General features: G+C 70.5%; 16 protein-coding genes and 1 pseudogene. All 17 read left to right on the top strand.

Going from position 1 to position 17,697, the window contains the following annotated elements; translation table 11 throughout:
- The first annotated feature begins 1 nt into the window (after position 1).
- Positions 2-2,074, top strand: coding sequence for a phage terminase large subunit family protein (locus ACK4S2_RS06995; protein WP_409622079.1), 2,073 nt, complete (start codon positions 2-4; stop codon positions 2,072-2,074).
- Positions 2,074-2,283 (top strand): phage head-tail joining protein, encoded by a 210-nt coding sequence (locus ACK4S2_RS06990; protein WP_409622076.1) that lies wholly within the window; start codon positions 2,074-2,076, stop codon positions 2,281-2,283. The genes ACK4S2_RS06995 and ACK4S2_RS06990 overlap by 1 nt, the downstream gene beginning before the upstream one ends.
- Before the next feature lies 1 nt (position 2,284).
- A complete protein-coding gene (locus ACK4S2_RS06985) occupies positions 2,285-3,763 on the top strand; it encodes a phage portal protein (RefSeq protein ID WP_409622073.1) in 1,479 nt (492 codons plus the stop codon).
- The gene (locus tag ACK4S2_RS06980) at positions 3,760-5,847 is read left to right on the top strand and encodes a head maturation protease, ClpP-related (protein ID WP_409622070.1); all 2,088 of its coding nucleotides are present in this window, start codon (positions 3,760-3,762) and stop codon (positions 5,845-5,847) included. Before ACK4S2_RS06985 ends, ACK4S2_RS06980 begins: the two co-directional genes overlap by 4 nt.
- A gap of 80 nt (positions 5,848-5,927) precedes the next feature.
- Positions 5,928-6,263 (top strand): DUF2190 family protein, encoded by a 336-nt coding sequence (locus ACK4S2_RS06975; protein WP_409622067.1) that lies wholly within the window; start codon positions 5,928-5,930, stop codon positions 6,261-6,263.
- Positions 6,260-6,580 carry a hypothetical protein gene (locus tag ACK4S2_RS06970; protein WP_409622064.1) on the top strand — a complete coding sequence of 107 codons (321 nt, stop codon included), beginning with the start codon at positions 6,260-6,262 and terminating at the stop codon, positions 6,578-6,580. Before ACK4S2_RS06975 ends, ACK4S2_RS06970 begins: the two co-directional genes overlap by 4 nt.
- Entirely contained in the window at positions 6,577-6,987 is a 411-nt protein-coding gene (locus ACK4S2_RS06965) for a hypothetical protein (protein ID WP_409622061.1), read from the top strand. The genes ACK4S2_RS06970 and ACK4S2_RS06965 overlap by 4 nt, the downstream gene beginning before the upstream one ends.
- Positions 6,988-6,996: 9 nt before the next feature.
- The gene (locus ACK4S2_RS06960) at positions 6,997-7,173 is read left to right on the top strand and encodes a hypothetical protein (RefSeq protein ID WP_409622058.1); all 177 of its coding nucleotides are present in this window, start codon (positions 6,997-6,999) and stop codon (positions 7,171-7,173) included.
- The gene (locus tag ACK4S2_RS06955) at positions 7,170-8,138 is read left to right on the top strand and encodes a phage tail tube protein (protein WP_409622056.1); all 969 of its coding nucleotides are present in this window, start codon (positions 7,170-7,172) and stop codon (positions 8,136-8,138) included. Before ACK4S2_RS06960 ends, ACK4S2_RS06955 begins: the two co-directional genes overlap by 4 nt.
- Entirely contained in the window at positions 8,135-8,545 is a 411-nt protein-coding gene (locus ACK4S2_RS06950; protein WP_409622053.1) for a hypothetical protein, read from the top strand. Before ACK4S2_RS06955 ends, ACK4S2_RS06950 begins: the two co-directional genes overlap by 4 nt.
- 5 nt (positions 8,546-8,550) lie before the next feature.
- Positions 8,551-8,790, top strand: a complete 240-nt coding sequence (locus ACK4S2_RS06945) for a hypothetical protein (RefSeq protein WP_409622050.1) — start codon at positions 8,551-8,553, stop codon at positions 8,788-8,790.
- A complete protein-coding gene (locus tag ACK4S2_RS06940) occupies positions 8,787-11,747 on the top strand; it encodes a hypothetical protein (RefSeq protein WP_409622047.1) in 2,961 nt (986 codons plus the stop codon). Before ACK4S2_RS06945 ends, ACK4S2_RS06940 begins: the two co-directional genes overlap by 4 nt.
- The gene (locus tag ACK4S2_RS06935; protein ID WP_409622044.1) at positions 11,744-12,649 is read left to right on the top strand and encodes a hypothetical protein; all 906 of its coding nucleotides are present in this window, start codon (positions 11,744-11,746) and stop codon (positions 12,647-12,649) included. Before ACK4S2_RS06940 ends, ACK4S2_RS06935 begins: the two co-directional genes overlap by 4 nt.
- A complete protein-coding gene (locus ACK4S2_RS06930) occupies positions 12,642-13,169 on the top strand; it encodes a DUF1833 family protein (RefSeq protein WP_409622041.1) in 528 nt (175 codons plus the stop codon). Before ACK4S2_RS06935 ends, ACK4S2_RS06930 begins: the two co-directional genes overlap by 8 nt.
- Positions 13,166-13,561 (top strand): hypothetical protein, encoded by a 396-nt coding sequence (locus ACK4S2_RS06925; protein WP_409622038.1) that lies wholly within the window; start codon positions 13,166-13,168, stop codon positions 13,559-13,561. The genes ACK4S2_RS06930 and ACK4S2_RS06925 overlap by 4 nt, the downstream gene beginning before the upstream one ends.
- Positions 13,558-16,602 (top strand): host specificity factor TipJ family phage tail protein, encoded by a 3,045-nt coding sequence (locus ACK4S2_RS06920; RefSeq protein ID WP_409622036.1) that lies wholly within the window; start codon positions 13,558-13,560, stop codon positions 16,600-16,602. Before ACK4S2_RS06925 ends, ACK4S2_RS06920 begins: the two co-directional genes overlap by 4 nt.
- Positions 16,602-17,697, top strand: a pseudogene (locus ACK4S2_RS06915) (hypothetical protein); the annotation flags it as partial. The gene ACK4S2_RS06920 and the pseudogene ACK4S2_RS06915, both read left to right, overlap by 1 nt.

Below are 17,697 nucleotides of genomic sequence, written 5' to 3'. Positions count from 1 at the left end.
AATGGGGTTCATCGCCCCGGCCGAGCGGGTGGTGGCGCGCGCCGTTGCCCTGGCGCTGACGCCGCCGCCGCCGCCCGACATCACCGCCTGGTGCGAGCGCAACGTGGTGTTCGACGCACGCAGCCCGCTGCCTGGACCGTTCGACATCCGCAACTTCCCGTTCCTGCGGGAAATCCACGAGGTGCTGAGCCCGGAACACCCGGCGCGCGAGGTGACGATCCGCAAATCGGCGCAGATCGGCGGCACGGTGTCGCTGCTGTTGCCGACGGTGGCGGCCTGGCACGAATACGGGCCGGTGGATTCGCTGGTGGTGCTGCCGACGGCAAACACCGCCCGCGAATTCATGCGGACGAAGTGGATGCCGATGCGCCGCCAGGCGCCGAGCCTGCGGCGCATCTTCGGAACCGGGCAGGGCGACCAGACCGATACGCTGACCGATCAGGAAACCCTGCGGCGGGATGGCAGCCTGAAGGTGGTATCCGCCGGGTCGCCCGACGACCTGGCCACGACGACCCGGCGCCTTGTCCTGATGGACGAGGTTTCCAAATACGAGATGACACCGAAAGGCGACCCGGAGCAGCTGGCGGTTTCGCGCGCCAGCGCCTTCGAGGATGCGAAGATCGTGCGCAACAGCACGCCGCAGATCGACGGCACCTGCCGGGTCACCAAAGCCTACGAGCGCGGCGACCAGCGGCTGTTCCATGTGCCGTGCCCGCACTGCGACCACTTCGCGCCCCTGACCTGGGAGAATTTCAAGCGCAGCCTGCACCCAGACCGGCTGGCCGAGGCGCATTTCACCTGCGACGCATGCGGTTGCGTGATCGAGCATCGCCACAAGATGGCGATGTTGCAGCGTGGGCGCTGGGTGGCACAGAACCCGCGGGGCGACCATCCGTCGTTTCACATCTGGCGCGCCTACAGTCCGACGCGGGACTGGGCATCCATCGCGGTGGAATATGCCCGCGTGGTCGGCTGGGCCGCGGCGACCTCCGACGACGCGGACGAGGCCGACCGCCAGCAGGCCAGGGCGGCGGCGCGCGAGGAGACGGAACAGACGTTCTGGAACGACGTTCTGGGCGAGCCGTTCAAGATGGCCGTGGCGGGGCCGGATTGGGAGAAGTTGCGCGACCGGGCCGAGCGGCCGGCGCCGCCCGCGCCGAAGCCCCTGCCGCGCGGCATCCTGCCGGCCGCTGCGTTCATTCTGGCGGCCGGGGTCGATTGCCAGGAGGACAGGACAGAGGTCCAGATCGTCGCCTTCGGGCCGAACTTCACCCGCTGGGTGATCGACAACATCGTGATCCAGTATCACATCCGGTCGGACGAAGCCCGCGCTGCGCTGGACAGCCTGCTGACAGCGCGGTTCCAGACCACGCTCGGACGCAAGGTTCAGATCGACGCGCTGGCAATCGACGGCGGCGCCTATACCGACGACGTCTGGGAATGGGCGATGCGCCACCAGCCCACGCGGGTGATCGTGACCAAGGGCAGCGGCAGCCAGACCGCCCCGCCGATGAAGCGCATGACGTTCGACAAGGCCAGCGACCGGCGCGCGAAGCGCCGGATGCGGCAGGGCTGGATACTCGGCGTGTCGGGCATGAAAGGCGAGTTCTACACGCGGTTGGCAGTCACCGACCCCACGGCGCGCGGGCATATCCGGTTCGCAGCCGGCCTGGGCGACGAATACTACCGCCAGATCACCGCCGAGGTGCGCGAGCTGAAGCGCAGCCCGTCTGGCGTGATGGTCAGCCGGTGGCGGATTGCCGAGGCCGGCCGGCGCAACGAGGCGCTGGACACCATGCTGATGGCCGAGGCGGCCGCACGGCTGAAAGATTGGCACTGGCTGCCCGCCGAGCGGTGGGCCGAGATCGAGGCCGAACGCGGGGGGGCGCCGGAGGATGCGCAAGGCGATCTGTTCGCGGCGGCGCCAGTGGCACCGAAAGCGGCGCAACCTGCGGCGGCGGTAGACGACCCGAGCACGCAGGGCGTTGGCGCAGAACCCGTAGCACCGCCGGTAACGTGGGCGGCGCCGGAGCCCCCGAAAAAGACCAAGATCAACTGGCTGAGGAGACGCTGATGGCATTCACCGTGGAGCAGCGCACGGCCTTGGCCGAGGCGATCGCGCGCGGCGCGCTGGAGGTGCAGATGGGGCAGGAGCGGGTGAAATACCGCAGCCTGGCCGAGATGCGCCAGATCCTCGCGCTGATGGATGCCGAGTTGAGCGGCACCGCCGCCACGCGCCACCAGTTCGGCGTGATCTATCCGACGACGGGCCGGGGCCTCTGACGTGGCGAATGCGCTGGACCGCATCATCCTCGCGCTGGCACCTGGCGCGGGGCGGCGCCGGATTCAGGAACGGCTGCGCGCGCAGGCGCTGATGAATTTCGATGCGGCGAGCCGCGGGCGGCGCACCTATGGCTGGAAATCGCCAGGCACCAGTGCCGATGCGGCGGCGCATGGCAGCCTGCGCCAGCTGCGCCAGCTGAGCCGGGATTTCCTGCGCAACCGGCCCTACGCGGTGCGGGCGCGCGAGGTGGTGGTTGCGCACGTCGTCGGGACCGGGGTGCAGTTTTCGGTGACGCACGACGACAGGGAGATACGGCAGCGGATCGAAGCGGTGCTGTGGCGCCATCTGATGACGCGCGCGCTGGACACGCGCGGCGAGCTGGACCTGCCGCAGGTGCAAGCGGTGGCGATGCGGGCGGTGTTCAGCGACGGCGAATGCCTGATCCGCCGCAGGTCTCGCCGCGGGGTCTATGGCGCCGGACTGATGCTGCCCTGGCAGATCGAGGTGCTGGAGGCAGACCACCTGAACGACTCGATCCAGTCGTTCAACGGCAACGAGGTGATCGACGGTGTGGAATACGATCAGGTCACGGGCCGCATCGTGGCCTATCACCTGTTCGACCGCCACCCCGGCGCGGTCAGCGTGGCGCGCGATCCGACCTCGACCCGCGTTGTGGCGGCAGACGTGATCCACCTGCGCCGGTTCGACCGGCCCGGGCAGCTGCGCGGCGTGCCCTGGCTGGCGCCGGTGCTGATGACGATGGGCGAGCTGTCCGACTACCAGGAAGCGCAGATCCTGAAACAGCGCGTGTCGTCGCTGATGGCTGGCGTGATCGAGCGCGAGGAGGGTGTCGAGACGTCGAAAGATGCGCCAACCGGGCTGGAGGCGCTGGAGCCGGGCGCAATCGTCACGGCGCCGCCGGGCACGAAAATCAACTGGACCCACCCGCCGGCGGTGGAGGGCTACGCCGATTTCATGGCGGCCGGGTTGCGCGCCTGCGCAATGGGAATCGGGCTGTCCTACGAGTCGCTTTCGGGCGATCTGTCGGGGGTGAATTTCAGCAGCGCGCGCATGGGCCGCATGGAATTCGACCGCAACGTCGAGACCTGGCAGCAGACGCTGATGGTGGCGCAGCTGGGGGCGGGGCTGGAGCGCTGGATTTCGGAATCCTGGGCGATGCAGGCGCAGGCCAACCCGGGCCTGTTGCCGATCCCGCGCCCGGATTTCGTGATCGAATGGACGCCGCCGCGTCGGCCGCTGATCGACCCGGAGGGCGAAATTTCGGCGGCGATCACGCAGATCGACGCCGGCCTGACCAGCCGCCAGCGGGTGCAGCGCGCGTTGGGATACGACCCGGACGTGATCCGCGAGGAGCGGGTCGAGGATATCGACGAGGATGCGGCAGCGAAGCTGCCCGAGCCGGCGCCGCGCCCTGGTGCAGCGGCGCGGCCTGCAACAGCGAAGGGAAAAACGCGATGAGGCACGGGCGGGAACTGATCCTGAACGGCGAGATCGTTCTGGCCGGCGAGGTGCTGAGCGACACCTGGGCCGGGTATATGTGGGCAGAGGACGTGTTTTTCTGCCCCCGGATGGTGCGCGAGGCGCTGGCCGAGATCGGCCCGGGTCGGGTGACGGTGCGGCTGTCGTCCTACGGCGGGCACGTCGAGGCGGGGGAGGCGATCCGGGCGCAGTTTGCCGCGCACCCGGGCGGGGTGCGGATCGTGGTCGAGGGTGTCGCCATGTCGGCGGCCTCGCTGATCCTGATGGGGGCGCGAGAGCGCGCCATGTCGGAAGGTTCGCTGCTGATGATCCACGACCCGCGCGGCGGTGCCTGGGGGACTCAGGACGACCTGCGCCGCGAGGCCGACGTGCTGGAAAAGATCAGCGCGGTTGCGGCGCAGGTTTACGCGCGCGCGTCCGGCCAGACCGTCGACGCGGTGCGCGAGATGATGGCCGCGGAAACGTTCCTGACGGCTGCCGAGGCGCTGGCGGCCGGTTTCGCGACCGAGGTCGTGACTGACCCCGAGGAGCAGGATCCGCAAATGGCGGCGCGCATGGCGCGCCCGAATACCCGTCAGGCGGCCCTGGCCGCGATGACGGCAGCGGCCCGGCGTGTGCTGAGCCGCAGACCCGAACCGCGCGACCAGAACCATGTTCCGGCGCGCGAACCTGCCGCGTTCCGCGGTGCCCCGGCCCGTTCGGCCATTGCAGAGGAGAGCAGCATGACTGCCACCCCCACGACCCCGGCCGAGCAACCGGCCGCCCCGACCCAGACCCCTGCCGAAATGCAGGCCACCGCCGTGCAGGCCGAGCGCCAGCGCGTGACGGCGATCATGGAGGCCGCGCAACCGTTCGTCGCGTCGGGTCGCCTGACGCCCTCGGCCGTCAACGAAATGATCGCCAGCGGCGCGACGGCGGAATCCGCCGCGCAGCGTATGCTGGCGCTGATGGCAGCCGGTGAGCCGCCGGTTGGCAGCGGCGTGCGGATCGTGCGCGACGAGGCCGAAACCCGCCGCGAGCGGATGACCGGCGCGCTTTACGCCCGGCTGTCGCGCGTGGCGCCCGAGGATCAGGCGCGCGAGTTCATGGGCCACAGTCTGGTGGATATGGCCGCCGACCTGACCGGGCAGCGCCGGGTGCCGTCGACGTTCGCCGGCCGCGAGGAGCTGGTGCGGATGGCGTTCCATTCCACCAGCGATTTCCCGGCGATTTTCGAGAACGCGCTGAACCGTTCGCTGGCCGCGCGCTACCGGATGGCAACGCCGACCTATCGCGCGATTGCGCGCCAGCGGTCCTATGCCGATTTCCGCCCGCACACCACCGTGCGCGCCGGCGATTTCCCGCTGATGCAGGAGGTGAGCCCCGAGGGAGGCGAGCTGAAATCCGGCACGTTCGGCGAGGCCAGGGAAACCACCTCGGTCAAGCCCTACGGGGTCCGCGTCGGCATCAGCCGGCAGATGCTGGTCAACGATTCGCTCGACGCGATCACGCAGGTGCTGAACGACCGTGCCGCCGCCGTGGCGCGGTTCGAGGAGCGGGTGTTCTATGCCATGATGCTGGGCGGCGCGAACGCCGACGGGCCGACGCTGCTGGAAACCACGCGGCAGGTGTTCAACACCACCGACGGCACCAAGGCCAGCGCCAACGCGGCGATCACCGTCGCCTCGGTCGGGATCGGCACCAAGGCGCTGATGGAAAAGACCAGCAAGGATGGCGAAAAGCTGGGCCTGTTCCCGGCCGTTCTGCTGACCGGCCCGGCCAAGTGGCTGGAAGCCCAGCAGCTGGCGACCAGCACCACGCCTTCGGCCGCAACCGAGGTCAACCCGTTCTCGGGAATCATGACCACGCTGTCCACGCCCTGGATCACCGGCAACGCCTGGTATCTGTTCGCCAGCCCGAACGATGCACCCTGTTTCGAGTGGGGTCTGCTGGAGGGCTACGACGCGCCGCGGTTCCGCATCGAGGAGGTGTTCGGCGTGCAGGGCACCCAGCTGAGCCTGGAACACGATTTCGGCTGCGGCGCGATCGACTTCCGCGGCGGTTTCAAGAACGCCGGCGCCTGACCGCTCGCCTGACAACGTGACCTGACCGAAGGGGCGCCCACCGGGCGCCCCTTCGCGTTTCAACCCCTCGGGAGTTCAAGATGAAAAACTACGTTCAACCCGGCGACCGCATCTCGGTCGCCGCCCCTGCCAACGTCGCATCCGGCGCCGGCGTCCTGGTCGGCAGCCTGTTCGGTGTTGCCGTGCACGACGCGCTGAGCGGCGAGCCCGTGGAGATTGCCACCAACGGCGTGTTCGACCTGCCTAAGGTTGGCTCGCAAGCCTGGACGGTCGGCGCGCGCATCTACTGGGACGGCAGCGCCTGCACCACGACCGCCAGCACCAACAAGCTGATCGGGGTGGCGGTTGCCGTGGTCGGTTCCGGCGCTGGCGAGACGACCGGCCGCGTGCTGCTGACGGGCGCGTTCACGCTGTGACGAGCCCGTTCGACGGTCTGACCGGGCTGCTGAACGGTGTGTTCGGTGGCCCGGTCACGCTGACCCCGGTCGGCGGAGCGCCTGTTGCCGTTCGGGGCGTGTTCCGGGAAATCCCGGTGGACGATCCCGTTGGCGACGGCAGGCCGGGGCTGGCGATCCTGCCCGTTCTGCGATTGCGGGCGCCCGATGCGGCGCTGGTCGGGAAAGGCGCGCTTTGCGCCGTTTCGGGCCGCACTTTCCGGCTGCTGCGGCCGATCCCGAGCGGGTCGCCGGCCGCCGATGCGTTCGTCGCGTTCGAACTGGAGGAACTGCCGTGAGGCTGCGCGACGTGATTTCCCGCGTCCGCAGCGAATGCCCGGGGTTCGCCCAGGTCGATCACGCGCTGAGCAGTGCCGAGGAGTTGGATTATCCGGCCGCGCTGGTTTCGCCCGTTCTGGCCACGCCGCAGCCGCCCAGGCTGCTGGGGGTGCACAGCCAGGAGGAGGTGCTGACCTTCGGCGTGTTCATCCTGCTGCAGCGCCGCCGCGACGGCGACACCGATGCCGGCGCCGCCGACGACCTGGACGATCTGCGCGCCGAGTTGCGCGCCGCGCTGATCGGCTGGACGCCGGCGGCAGAGTTCACCGCGCTGGCCGCGGCTGGCGGGAGGCTCGACCAGTGGCGCCCAGGGATCGCCGGCTGGCGCGAGGATTTTTCGACCACCCACGAAATCCTGAAAATCTGAGAGGTGCCAATGGTCAAGACCCAAGCTGCGCCCGGGCCCTCGCCCGCGGCGCCCGAAACCGTGTCGGAAAAGCCGCCGGTGGCGGCGCCGATCGTCGACCCGCCGCTGCCGTCGCAGGGCGGCAGTTACGTCTTCAACCCCGCCACCGGCGCGCTGCGCGCTGCCACACAGGAGCCTGACCAATGAGCCGTCACGTCCGCAACACCGTGATCCAGGCCGAGCTGGAAACGACCTACGGGTCGAGCGCCGGCATCACCTGGAACGGATCCTCGGCAATCCTGATCGCCGGCACGCCGCGCCACCGGATCGAGCGCGATACCGTTCCGCGCGACCTGATCCGCAACTACTTCGGCGGGTCGGAACATCTGATCGCCAGCCGCAAGGCCGTGATCGAGTTTTCTGTGGAACTGGCCGGCAGCGGCGCGGCTGCCACGCCGCCCGCTTTCGGAAAATTGCTGCGGGCCTGCGGCATGGCCGAGACCATCACGGTCGGCCCGCCGGCGAACGTCAGCTACAACCCGATCACCACGGCGCAGGAGTCGGTGACGCTGCGCTACTTCGTCGACGGCGTGATGTATGTGTCGCGCGGATGCCGCGGCACGGTGCAGATCGACATGACCGCCTATGAGCGGCCGATGCTGAACTTCACGTTCCACGGGTTCGACACCAACGCCTTCACCCAGTCCACGCCCAACACGAACTTCTCGGCCTGGCAGCGCCCGCTCGTGATCAGCGACGAGAACAGCGGAGATATTTCCATCGGCGGCACCTACTCCGGCGGCTGGGTCAGCGGCGGCACGATCCTGCCGTCGCGCGGGTTGCAGATCGACCTCGGCAACACCGTCAGCCACATCAAGCTGCTGGGTGGCGAGTCGATCGACATCACGGCGCGCGAGACCACCGGCAAATTCACCGGCGCGCTGACCGCGGACGACGAGGTGGCATGGCGCACGGCGCTGAACGCCAACGAGCTGACCTCCATGTCTTTCCGACACGGATCGGCTGCGGGGAGCCGCGTGGCCATCCATGCCGGCGCGGTCCAGCGGATCACGCCCGAGATCGTCGATTACGAGGGCCGGCACCTGGTGGCACCCGACCTGCGGTTCCTGCCCGTCGCTGGCAACGACGAAATCAGGATCGCGTTCTCGTGATGCAGGATCTGGAGATTTTCGCCCCCGCCCCTCGCCGCGTGACGGTCGGGGGGCGGCACGTCGACCTGCTGCCGCTGCGCCTGCGCCAATACGCCGGGTTCCTGCGCGCGATCGAGCCGGCGTTGCCGCTGGTGCTGGCCGGCGACCTGTTGGCCGCAGCGGTCGACCACGAGGCGGCGATGCTGCGCGCGGTGTCGATCGGCAGCGGCCTGCCCGAGGCCGATTTGGCCGAGCTGTGGGCCGACGAGTTCATTCAGCTGGCGAGGGCCGTGGTCGAGGTGAATGCGGATTTTTTCGTCGCCCGCGTGCGTCCGCAGATCGAGGCGGCGCGCGCGGCGATGGCGGCGCTGGTTTCCAGCGCTGGAGCGTCGTCTTCGCCTGGCTCGGACGACGCGGCTACGCCCTGAACGACGTGCTCGACCTGACGATGGTGCAGGTTTCGGCGCTGATCGACGGGGCATTGGCGGTCGATGCGATGGAAGCGCGCCAGCGGATCACCACGATCCGGCTGGCGCAGGCCGGCACGGCCGAGGAGATCGACGCCTGGCTCGCCCCGGCCGAACGTCCGGTTTCAGACGACGACGACGGCGACGATGACGGCGCGGCCCTGGCGGCCGCGCTGGCCGGATTTGGCCTGAAAGAATCTCCATGACCGCGCAAGACCTCTCGTTCCGCATCACCGCCGACACCGGCCGCGCCCGCGACGATATCCGGCGCGTGGCCGACGACCTGCGCGGCCTGGGCAATGCGGGGCGCAGCGGTGCCGGCGGCCTGCGCGATCTGGGCGCGGGCCTCAGCCAGACAGGCAGCGCGGGCCAGCAGGCCGCGCGCGCGGCGCAGCTGTTCGGGGCCAACCTGGCCAGTTCGGTGCCGGCCATCGGCGGGGCAGCGCAGCAGCTGCAGCAGATCGGCGGCGTGACCGCCGGGTTGCCGCCGCTGATGGGGGCCGCCGCGCTGGCAGGCGCGGCGCTTGGCGCGGCGCTGGCCGCGGTCGGCGCGAAATCCGTCGCGGCTTTTGCCGCGATGGAAACGCAGATGCTGACCACGGAACAGGTGATCCGCGCCACCGGCGGCGCGGCCGGCCGAACGTGGGAGGATATCAACCGGCTGGCGCTGGATTTGGGCCGCAACACGCTGGCCAGCACGACCGGAGTGCGCGCCGCCGCGACGCAACTGCTGACGTTCCGCAGCATCGCCGGAGAGACGTTCGACCGCACGATCCGCGCCGCGCAGGATCTGGCCGCCGTCGGATTCGGCACGATCGAAAGCGCCGCGGTGCAGCTGGGCAAGGCGCTGGAAAACCCCGAGCAGGGGTTGTCGGCGCTGACCAAAGTCGGAGTTTCGTTCAGCGCCGCGCAGAAAGAGGTCATCAAACAGCTGATGGCCACCGGACAGGCGGCGCAGGCGCAGGGGCTGATCCTGCAGCAGATCGAGGCGCAGGTCGGCGGCGCCGGGGCTGCCGCCGGCGGGGGCCTGGCCGGGGCCTTTGACACGCTGGCCGAAAACTCGGGCCGGCTGTTCGAGGTGCTCGGCAGCCGCGTGGCGGAACTCACCAGGCTCGAATATGTGGTCGGCACGATTGCGAACGGTGCGCGCAGGATCAGCGAGGCGCTGGCGCCAGAGGACGCTGATTTTGCTGCGGTCACCGATCTGGTGCGGCAGATCAACGACGCGCGCGACCAGCTGGCGCAGGACGACGCCCGGGCCGCCTGGCACCCGTTCCGCCTGACGCCGGGCCAGCGTGCCACGATCCTGAGCGACATCGAGGAGATGGAGGCGGAACTCCGCGCCATCAGCGCGCGGCGTCTGGCCGAGCAGGAGGAGATTGCACGCCGCTCGGCCGAGGAACAGGCCCGGATTGCCGAGGAGCGCTATCAGGGCGTCATCACAGCGTTGCAGCGCGAGGCCGAGCAGGCCGGCCTGACCAAGGTCGAACTTGACGCGTTGAACCGCGCGCGCGAGGCCGGCGTGGACCCGTCTTTGCCCGGCAACGTCGCGCGGTATCAGGAAATCCTCGATCTGCAGCGTCAGATTGCCGCCGCGCGCGCGCAGGCCGGCGGCGAAAAGCTGCTGGGCGAGCTGGAGCGCGAGGCAGAGCTGCGGCGCGCCATCGCAACCCACGGCGAAGCCAGCGCCCAGGTCGCCGCGTTGCGCGCCGCCCACGAGCGCGCCGCGCTGGAGGAGCAGATCAAGGCCGCCAACTATTCCGCCGATCTGGCCCGCGCCATCCTCGACGCCTACGATGCCAAGGTCAAACTGAGCAACGTCGATATCGCCGCCGGAATCGCCGCCGCCCGTGCCGAGGCGGTTGGGCTGGCTCGGCAACTGGGCGTGGCCCTGGACGTCGCCGTCCAGATCAGGGCTCAGGCCGCGCTGGACGCGATGAAGGTGGAATTCAGCCCGGGCGGTCAGGCGATGGTGGCCTACGGCAGCCGCTCGCCGCAGCCGACGCCGGCGCAGCAGGCGATTGCCACCCGCAACGCCCCGCCGCCGTCCAGGCGCGCCGTTGGCAGCGGCGCCGTTGGCGGCGGGGCATCGCGCGTCACCGTGGCCGGCTTGGCCGCGCAGGGCACGGAAATCCTGGGCGAGCTGTCGCTGGCGCAGGCGGCCGTGGCCGAAAAGGTGCGCGCGGGCCTGCTGTCGGTGGCCGAGGGTTCGGATGCGGTGGCCGATGCCAAGGCCCGCGCGGCCGACCAGCTGGCCGAGCTGATTGCGCGGCTCGATCGCCTCGGGCCCGCGGGGAAAGCGGCGGCGGAAACCGCGCGCCAGGCGCTGGCCGACCTCGGCGTTCAGGCGCAGACCGTGGGCGAGGAGCTACGCCGCTCGCTGATCGAGAATTTCGAGGAGAACTTTGCGCGCAGCATCGCCAGCGGCAAAAGCGCGATGACCGCGTTTGCCGACCACGTGCTGATGGAGCTGACGCGAGCGTTTACCAGGAAATACCTGACGCCGTTCATTACGCCGCTGATCGACGGGTTGATGAGCCTGTTCCCCTTCGCGCAAGGCGGCGTGGTCGGCGCGCGCGGGGTGATCCCCTTTGCCACCGGCGGGGTTCCCGACCTGCCGCCGCTGGCCGCGCACCGCAACCAGGTGGTCGGCCGCCCGACGCTGTTCGCGATCCGCGGCGGCGCCGACACCGGGCTGATGGGCGAGGCCGGACCCGAGGCCATCCTGCCGCTGCGCCCCGGTCCGCAGGGGCCCGGCGTGCTGGCCACCGGCCCCGGCGGGGCGACGGTGCTGCCGCTGCAGCGCGCGCCCGGCGGGGCCCTGGGCGTGGCGCTGCCCGACCTGCGCGAGCGGATGCGCCCGCCGCAGGCTTTTGCGCAAGGCGGCGTGATCGGCCGCATGGCCGAGGCGCCGCGCGTGGCAGAGAACGCCGCCCTCGCTGCCGAACCCGCCGGCACGCCGCCGCGCCAGATCGTCAACATCATCAACAACCACCCGAACGCCCGGATCGAGCGGCGCGAGCGGGCAGACGGGCAGACCATGACGATGGACGTGATGATCGAACAGGTGGAATCCGCAATCACCGAGCGCGCCGCCCGCGGTGTCGGGTCTTTGGCCGGAATGCTGGGCGACCGTTACGGCCTGGCGCGGGTCGGCCGATGACGCGCTACTGGCCCGAAACATTGCCGTCGCCGATTGGCCCTGGCTACCAGCTGAGCCCCGCCGATCCGTTCCTGCGCAGCGACATGGAGGTCGGCGCATCCCGCAACCGGGTGCTGACCCGCGCCCGCCGCGACCGGGTGCAGGCGGTCTGGCGCATGACCGCGTTGCAGTTCCACGGGTTTCGGGCCTGGTTCGAGGATTTGCCCTGGTCTCTGGCCGGCGATTCCGACGACCTGTCAGCCTGGGCGCTGACCGGCGCCTCCTGGGCCCCATCGGCCGGGGTCGGCCCCGGCGGCCAGATCACCGGAAAACTGGCCGAAACCGCAACCACGGGGGATCACCGGGTCGACAGGTCGCTGCCCGCGCTGGTGTCCGGGGTGACAGCTTTTGTCACCATCGCGCTGCGCGCAGCGGGGCGCAACCGGGCCAGGGTCGCGCTGGTGGGCCGTGACGGAACCAGCCGGTTTGCCAATATCGACCTCGCCGCGGGCGTTGTGCTGGGGCAGTCCGGGGTCGTGTCGGCCGCGGTCCGGCCGCTGGCGTCGGGCTGGCACAGGGTCGACCTGCGCGCGCCCGTAGGCGCCGGCGGCGCGGCGGCGGCGCTGCGGGTGCTGGCGCTGGACGATTCCGGCAACCAGAGCTACGCCGGCGATATCTCGAAGGGCGTGGAAATCTGCGAGGTCAACGCCGCGCTGGCCAATGATTTCAACCTGTTTCTGCCCACCGGCGCCGACGGATCGGTCACCGGCGCCGGTCGCGGCGGCGCCTGGGCGCTGATCCCGCTGTGGACCGGCGGCGCGATTGCGCCGGTCGAAGCGCGATTCGAGGGAATGTTCGAAACGGAAATCCTGTCCGGCCTCAACGTGCACGTGACCGCCCCTGTCGAGGTGCGCTATGCCTGACCCCGCCCTGTCGGCCGCGATTGCCGAAGCCTACGCCAGCGCGCCGGTGGACGAGGTGATCCTGCACACGGTCGAGCTGCACCACCCGGCATTCGCCGTGCCGGTGCGCGTGGTGCGCGACCGCGTGTCGCTGTCGGCGCGGCTGGAAGCGTCGGCGCCGATCGACGCCGGCCAGGTGGTCGAGTTCGCGGCCTATGCGTTCGACCTGGTGCCGCCGGATCAGACCAGCGCCGGGGCGCCGCAGTGCGTGCTGGAGATCGACAACGTCTCGCCGGAAATCCTGGCGCAGGTGCGCGCGGCCGTTCTGGCCGGCGACCCCGTGCAGCTGATCTATCGCGCCTACCTGTCGTCCGACCCGCTGTCGGGGCCGGAAAACGACCCCCCGCTGGTGCTGCACCTGAAATCGGTCAGCGCCACGCCGCAGCGCATCCGCGCCACGGCCGGCTTCCCGGACCTGCTGAACGAGGCGTTCCCGCGGCTGGTCTACGATCTGGACAAATTCAAGGGGCTGTTGCCGTGAGTCACTGGGCGGCAGAGCTGGTCGGTCGGCCCTGGGTGGCCGGGGTTTCCGACTGCTGGAATTTCGCGCGCGCGGTCTGGCGCGAGCGGTGGGGCTGGGATGTGCCGCCGGTGCCGGTCGATGCCGCCGACCCGCGCGCCGCGCGCCGGGCCTTCGCTGTCGATTATCAGGCCACCGGCTGGGCACCTGCCGTCGCCCCGCTGGCCGAGGGAGATGCGGTGCTGATGGCCAAAGGCCGATGGCCCTGCCACGTCGGCGTGCTGGTGCTGCTGCCCGAAGGGCCTGCCTGCCTGCACAGCGTGGAGGGGGCGGGCGTGATCGTGACGCCGCTGCCGCGGCTGGCCGACCTTGGCTACCGGATCGCGGGGATTTACCGGAGGGTGGCAGCGTGAGGGCCGAGGTCGTTGCGATCCGCAACCCGTTCGACCCGATCGGCAGCCGCGCGGTTGCCGTCCTGCGCCGGCCGCTGCGCATCCGCCGTCTGATGCCGCAGGGGCGCCCGGCCGTGGCGGTGTTGAACGGCCGCCCCGTCCTGCGCGCCGGCTGGCGGCGGCGCCTGCGCGACGGCGACCGGCTGGCGGTGATCGTGCTGCCGCGCGGCGGTGGCAGCAGCAAGGGCGGGTCGAACCCGCTGCGTCTGGTCCTGAGCTTGGCGTTGATGGCCTTTGCGCCTTGGGCGGCTGCGGGCCTACTAGGGACAACGACCGCGCTTGTCGGCAAGACCTTTCTCGGCCAGATTACAACGCTTGGCATCTACATGGCCGGGAACGCGCTGATCAACGCTTTGTTGCCGCCGCCGAAACAGGCGGTGATGCCGAACCCGTCGCCGACCTACAACCTGCAGGCCCAGGGCAACGTCGGCCGGCTGGATGCGCCGATCCCGGTGCAATACGGCCGTGTCCTGAGCTACCCGGATTTCGCCGCACAGCCCTATGCCGAGTATGCCGGCAACGAACAATACCTCTACCAGCTGCTGTGCCTGGGCGCCGGCGAATTCGAGATCGAACAGTTGCGGATCGAGGACACCCCGATCAGCGCTTTCGACGAGATCACGGTCGAGGTTGTCGGGCCGGGTGGGCAGGTGACCCTGTTCCCGACCGCGGTCGTGACCTCGGTCGAGGTGTCCGGGCAGGAGCTGCGCGGGCGCGCGCTGGGCACCTGGGCGCAGTCGGCCACCACGATCACCGTGACCGAGACCGCCCACAACCGCGCGACCGGGCAGGCGGTGCATCTCGACCTGTTCGTCGAGGCGGCATTCACGCGATCCGGCACGACGCTGACCGTGACCGAGGCCAGCCACACCCGCACCGCCGGGCAGACGGTGTTCCTGAGTTTTCCCAACGGCGAACTGCCTTACACCACCGGCACGATTGCGACGGTGGCAGCAGGGTCGTGGACGGTGACGCTGGGCAGCAGCGGATCGGGCAGCGGCATGCTGGAGGTGCGCAGCGCGCTGCACCCGTCAGGCGTCTACCAGATCGCCACGGTGCCGGGCGCCGACAGCTACACCGTCACCAGCCCGGGCAGCCTGACCGCGGCCGGCAAGGCTGTGGTCGCCAGCGTGATGGGCAACGCCAGCGGATTCGTCGCATCGGCGCCGGAGTCGGTGGCGCACCGCATCGGAATCGATCTGGTGATGCCGCGCGGGATCTACAAATCCAGCGGCGGCGGTCTTGCCACGATCAGCCTGTCGGTGCGCATCGAGGCGCAGCGGGTCGACGACATCGGCCTGCCGATCGGGGGGTGGGTGCTGCTGGGCGAGGAGACGATCACCGACCGCACCAACACGCCGCAGCGGCGCACCTTCACCTACGATCTGGCCACGCCGGGCCGATACCGCGTGCGCGCCTGGCGGCTGGACGAGAAATCGACCGTCGACGCCGACGGGCACGAGGTGATCTGGGCGGGCCTGCGCGCCTATCTGGCCGAGCCGGCGGATTTCGGCCCGGTGACGCTGATCGCGCTGCGCATGCGCGCCTCGAACAACCTCAGCGCGCAGGCCAGCCGAAAAATCGCGGTTCTGGCCACCCGCAAATTGCCGGTCTGGACCGGCAGCACGTGGACGGCGCCGCAGGCCACCCGGTCCATCGCCTGGGCGCTGGCCGACGCGGCGCGGAACGCCGACTACGGCGCGCGCCTGCCGGACAGCCGGCTTGACCTGCCGGCGCTGCTGGCGCTGGACGCGATCTGGGCCGAACGCGGCGACACGTTCAACGGTCGGTTCGACAGCGCCGGCACCTGGTGGGACTCGGCCAGCAAGATTGCCATGGCAGGCCGGTCGCGGATCTTCATGCAAGGCGGCAAGCTCAGGATCGCCCGCGACGGCCCGGCCAGCGTTCCGGTGCAGATGTTCTCGGAGCGGAACATCCTGAAGGGCACTTTCGCGCTGGATTTCGCGATGCCTGGCCCGGAAACCGCCGACGCGGTGGACGTGCAGATTTTCGACGGTCAGGTCTGGCAGCCGCGCCGGATCAAGGCGCGGTTGCCCGGCAGCACGGCTGCCCGCCCCGCACCGATGGACCTGTTCGGCGTGACCAGCGCAGCCCAGGCCTTGCGCGAGGGGCTGTATCAGGCCGCCGCCAACCGCTACCGCCGCGAGACCGTGCGGTTCGAGACCGAGATGGAGGGGTTCATCCCCTCCATCGGCGACCTGATCGCGGTGCAGCATTCGATGCCCGGCTGGGGCCAGCAGGCCGAGGCCGTCGCCTGGGACGCCGCCACCCTGCGCCTGCGCGTCACCGAGCCGCTGGACTGGTCGGGCACCGGCCACGTTGCCGGCCTGCGCGCCCGCGACGGCAGCGTGCAAGGTGCATACCCCGTCACCCGCGGCGGCGCCGACGACGTGCTGCAATTCGCCGAGGCGCCGGACCCGGCCCCGTTCACCGGCCCCGACGCCGAGCGCACCCATGTTGCCTTCGGGCAGGCCGAGACCTGGCGCGCGCTGGCCAAGGTGGCCAGCGTCACGCCGCGCACGCATTACCGCGTGCTGATCGAAGCGGTGGTCGAGGATCCTGCCGTGCACACCGCCGAAACCGGCGCGGTGGCCGAGCCGGTCAGCTATTCGGCGCTGCCGCGCGTGCCGGTGCAGCCGGTGGTGGGCCAGCTGATGGCCCGCAGCCTGCCGGACGGGCCGGGGCTGACCGTTCTGGCCTGGCGCCCGGCCCCGGGGGCCGACAGCTATCAGGTGGAGCTGGCCGACGGCTTCGACCTCGCCGACACCACCGTCAGCTGGACCCGCGTTGCCGATACCACCGCGAGCCAGCAGGTGGTGACCGTGGGCGATGCGGCCAGCACGCTGGTGCGCGTGCGGGGCCTTGGCCTCGCCCCCGGGCCCTGGGCCGTCGCCTCGGTCGGCGCGCTGGTCGGGCTGTTCTGGCTGGCCGAAGCCGCAACCCACTGGGGCGCCGACCCCGACCCCTACTGGAGAACCTGATGCCCGCGCTGCCCCCGAGTTCCGATTTCACCGGATCGACCCGCACCAATGCGCAGATGAAAACCACGTTCGCTGACCTGCGGGCGTTCCTCGCCGACCTGCTGGGCGCCGACGGCACGCCGGCCGCCGCGCTGGCCGCGCTGGGCAGCGTCGGGCAGGCCGGCGCGCTATTCCGCAGCGTGGCGACGACGTTGACCGCGGCCGACCGCGGGCGCACCGTGCACGCCCTGTCCGGCAGCTGGACGCTGACACTGCCGGCGCTGTCGTCGCTCGATGCCGGCTGGTCGGTGCTGATCCGCAACGAGGGCGCCGGTACGATCACGCTGCAACCCCAAGGGGGCGACCTGATCGACTATGTCGCCACCGGCAGCCTGCCGCCCGGTTCGGCCGTGCTGCTGACCTGGAGCGCGGCGCGCTGGCGCACCTTCGTGATGGGCGCCATGCTGGATCAGGGCCGCGCGCTGCGGTCGGGCGAGGTGATCGCCAATTCGACCGACAGCACGGCGGGCCGGTTGCTGGCGCTGGCGGGCACCACCGGCGCCTTCGGGCTGGGGGGCAGCTATGCCCCGCTGCTGGCCAACCTCGACGATACCCTGACCCCGGCGGGGCTTTACCGCTTCAACATGACGGGGGGCACCAGCGGCACCGGGCCGGGGTTCAGCCAGGGCGCGGTGATCGTGGTGCATGCGCTTGGTGCGGGCACGCGCGCGCCGCAGCAGATTGCCATTGAGCGCACCTCCAGCGCCGGCGGGCGGCTGGCGTGGCGCACCAGCCAGGCCGGCACCTGGGGCGCCTGGCAAACCGCCTATGGCACCGGCAACGCGCTGGGCACCGTCAGCCAGTCCGGCGGGCAACCCACCGGGGCATTGATGCAGTTCGGCGCGAACGCGAACGGCGCGTTCGAGCGGCGCGCCTCGGGCTGGCAGGAATGCATCCGCACCGACCTGTCGGCCGCCAGCGTCTCGACCGCCGAGGGGCAGATGTTCCGCAGCGGCGACATCACCTGGACCTTCCCCAGCCCCTTCGCCGCCGGTGTCATTCCAGTGGTGACGGTCACGGGCGAGAACCCGGCGCTGTGCGGGTTCGGCATCGTGT

The organism is Gemmobacter sp. (assembly GCF_046292685.1).
Classification (GTDB): domain Bacteria; phylum Pseudomonadota; class Alphaproteobacteria; order Rhodobacterales; family Rhodobacteraceae; genus Wagnerdoeblera.
The sequence above is the reverse complement of the archived record's forward strand: the minus strand, read 5'-3'. Positions and strand labels throughout refer to the sequence as shown.

Bases quoted from the DNA above. Each gene is read 5' to 3' on its own strand.
- ACK4S2_RS06995 (WP_409622079.1), top strand. From the start codon at position 2: ATGGGGTTCATCGCCCCGGCCGAGCGGGTGGTGGCGCGCGCCGTTGCC.
- ACK4S2_RS06990 (WP_409622076.1), top strand. From the start codon at position 2,074: ATGGCATTCACCGTGGAGCAGCGCACGGCCTTGGCCGAGGCGATCGCG.
- ACK4S2_RS06980 (WP_409622070.1), top strand. From the start codon at position 3,760: ATGAGGCACGGGCGGGAACTGATCCTGAACGGCGAGATCGTTCTGGCC.
- ACK4S2_RS06975 (WP_409622067.1), top strand. From the start codon at position 5,928: ATGAAAAACTACGTTCAACCCGGCGACCGCATCTCGGTCGCCGCCCCT.
- ACK4S2_RS06960 (WP_409622058.1), top strand. From the start codon at position 6,997: ATGGTCAAGACCCAAGCTGCGCCCGGGCCCTCGCCCGCGGCGCCCGAA.
- ACK4S2_RS06955 (WP_409622056.1), top strand. From the start codon at position 7,170: ATGAGCCGTCACGTCCGCAACACCGTGATCCAGGCCGAGCTGGAAACG.
- ACK4S2_RS06940 (WP_409622047.1), top strand. From the start codon at position 8,787: ATGACCGCGCAAGACCTCTCGTTCCGCATCACCGCCGACACCGGCCGC.
- ACK4S2_RS06935 (WP_409622044.1), top strand. From the start codon at position 11,744: ATGACGCGCTACTGGCCCGAAACATTGCCGTCGCCGATTGGCCCTGGC.
- ACK4S2_RS06930 (WP_409622041.1), top strand. From the start codon at position 12,642: ATGCCTGACCCCGCCCTGTCGGCCGCGATTGCCGAAGCCTACGCCAGC.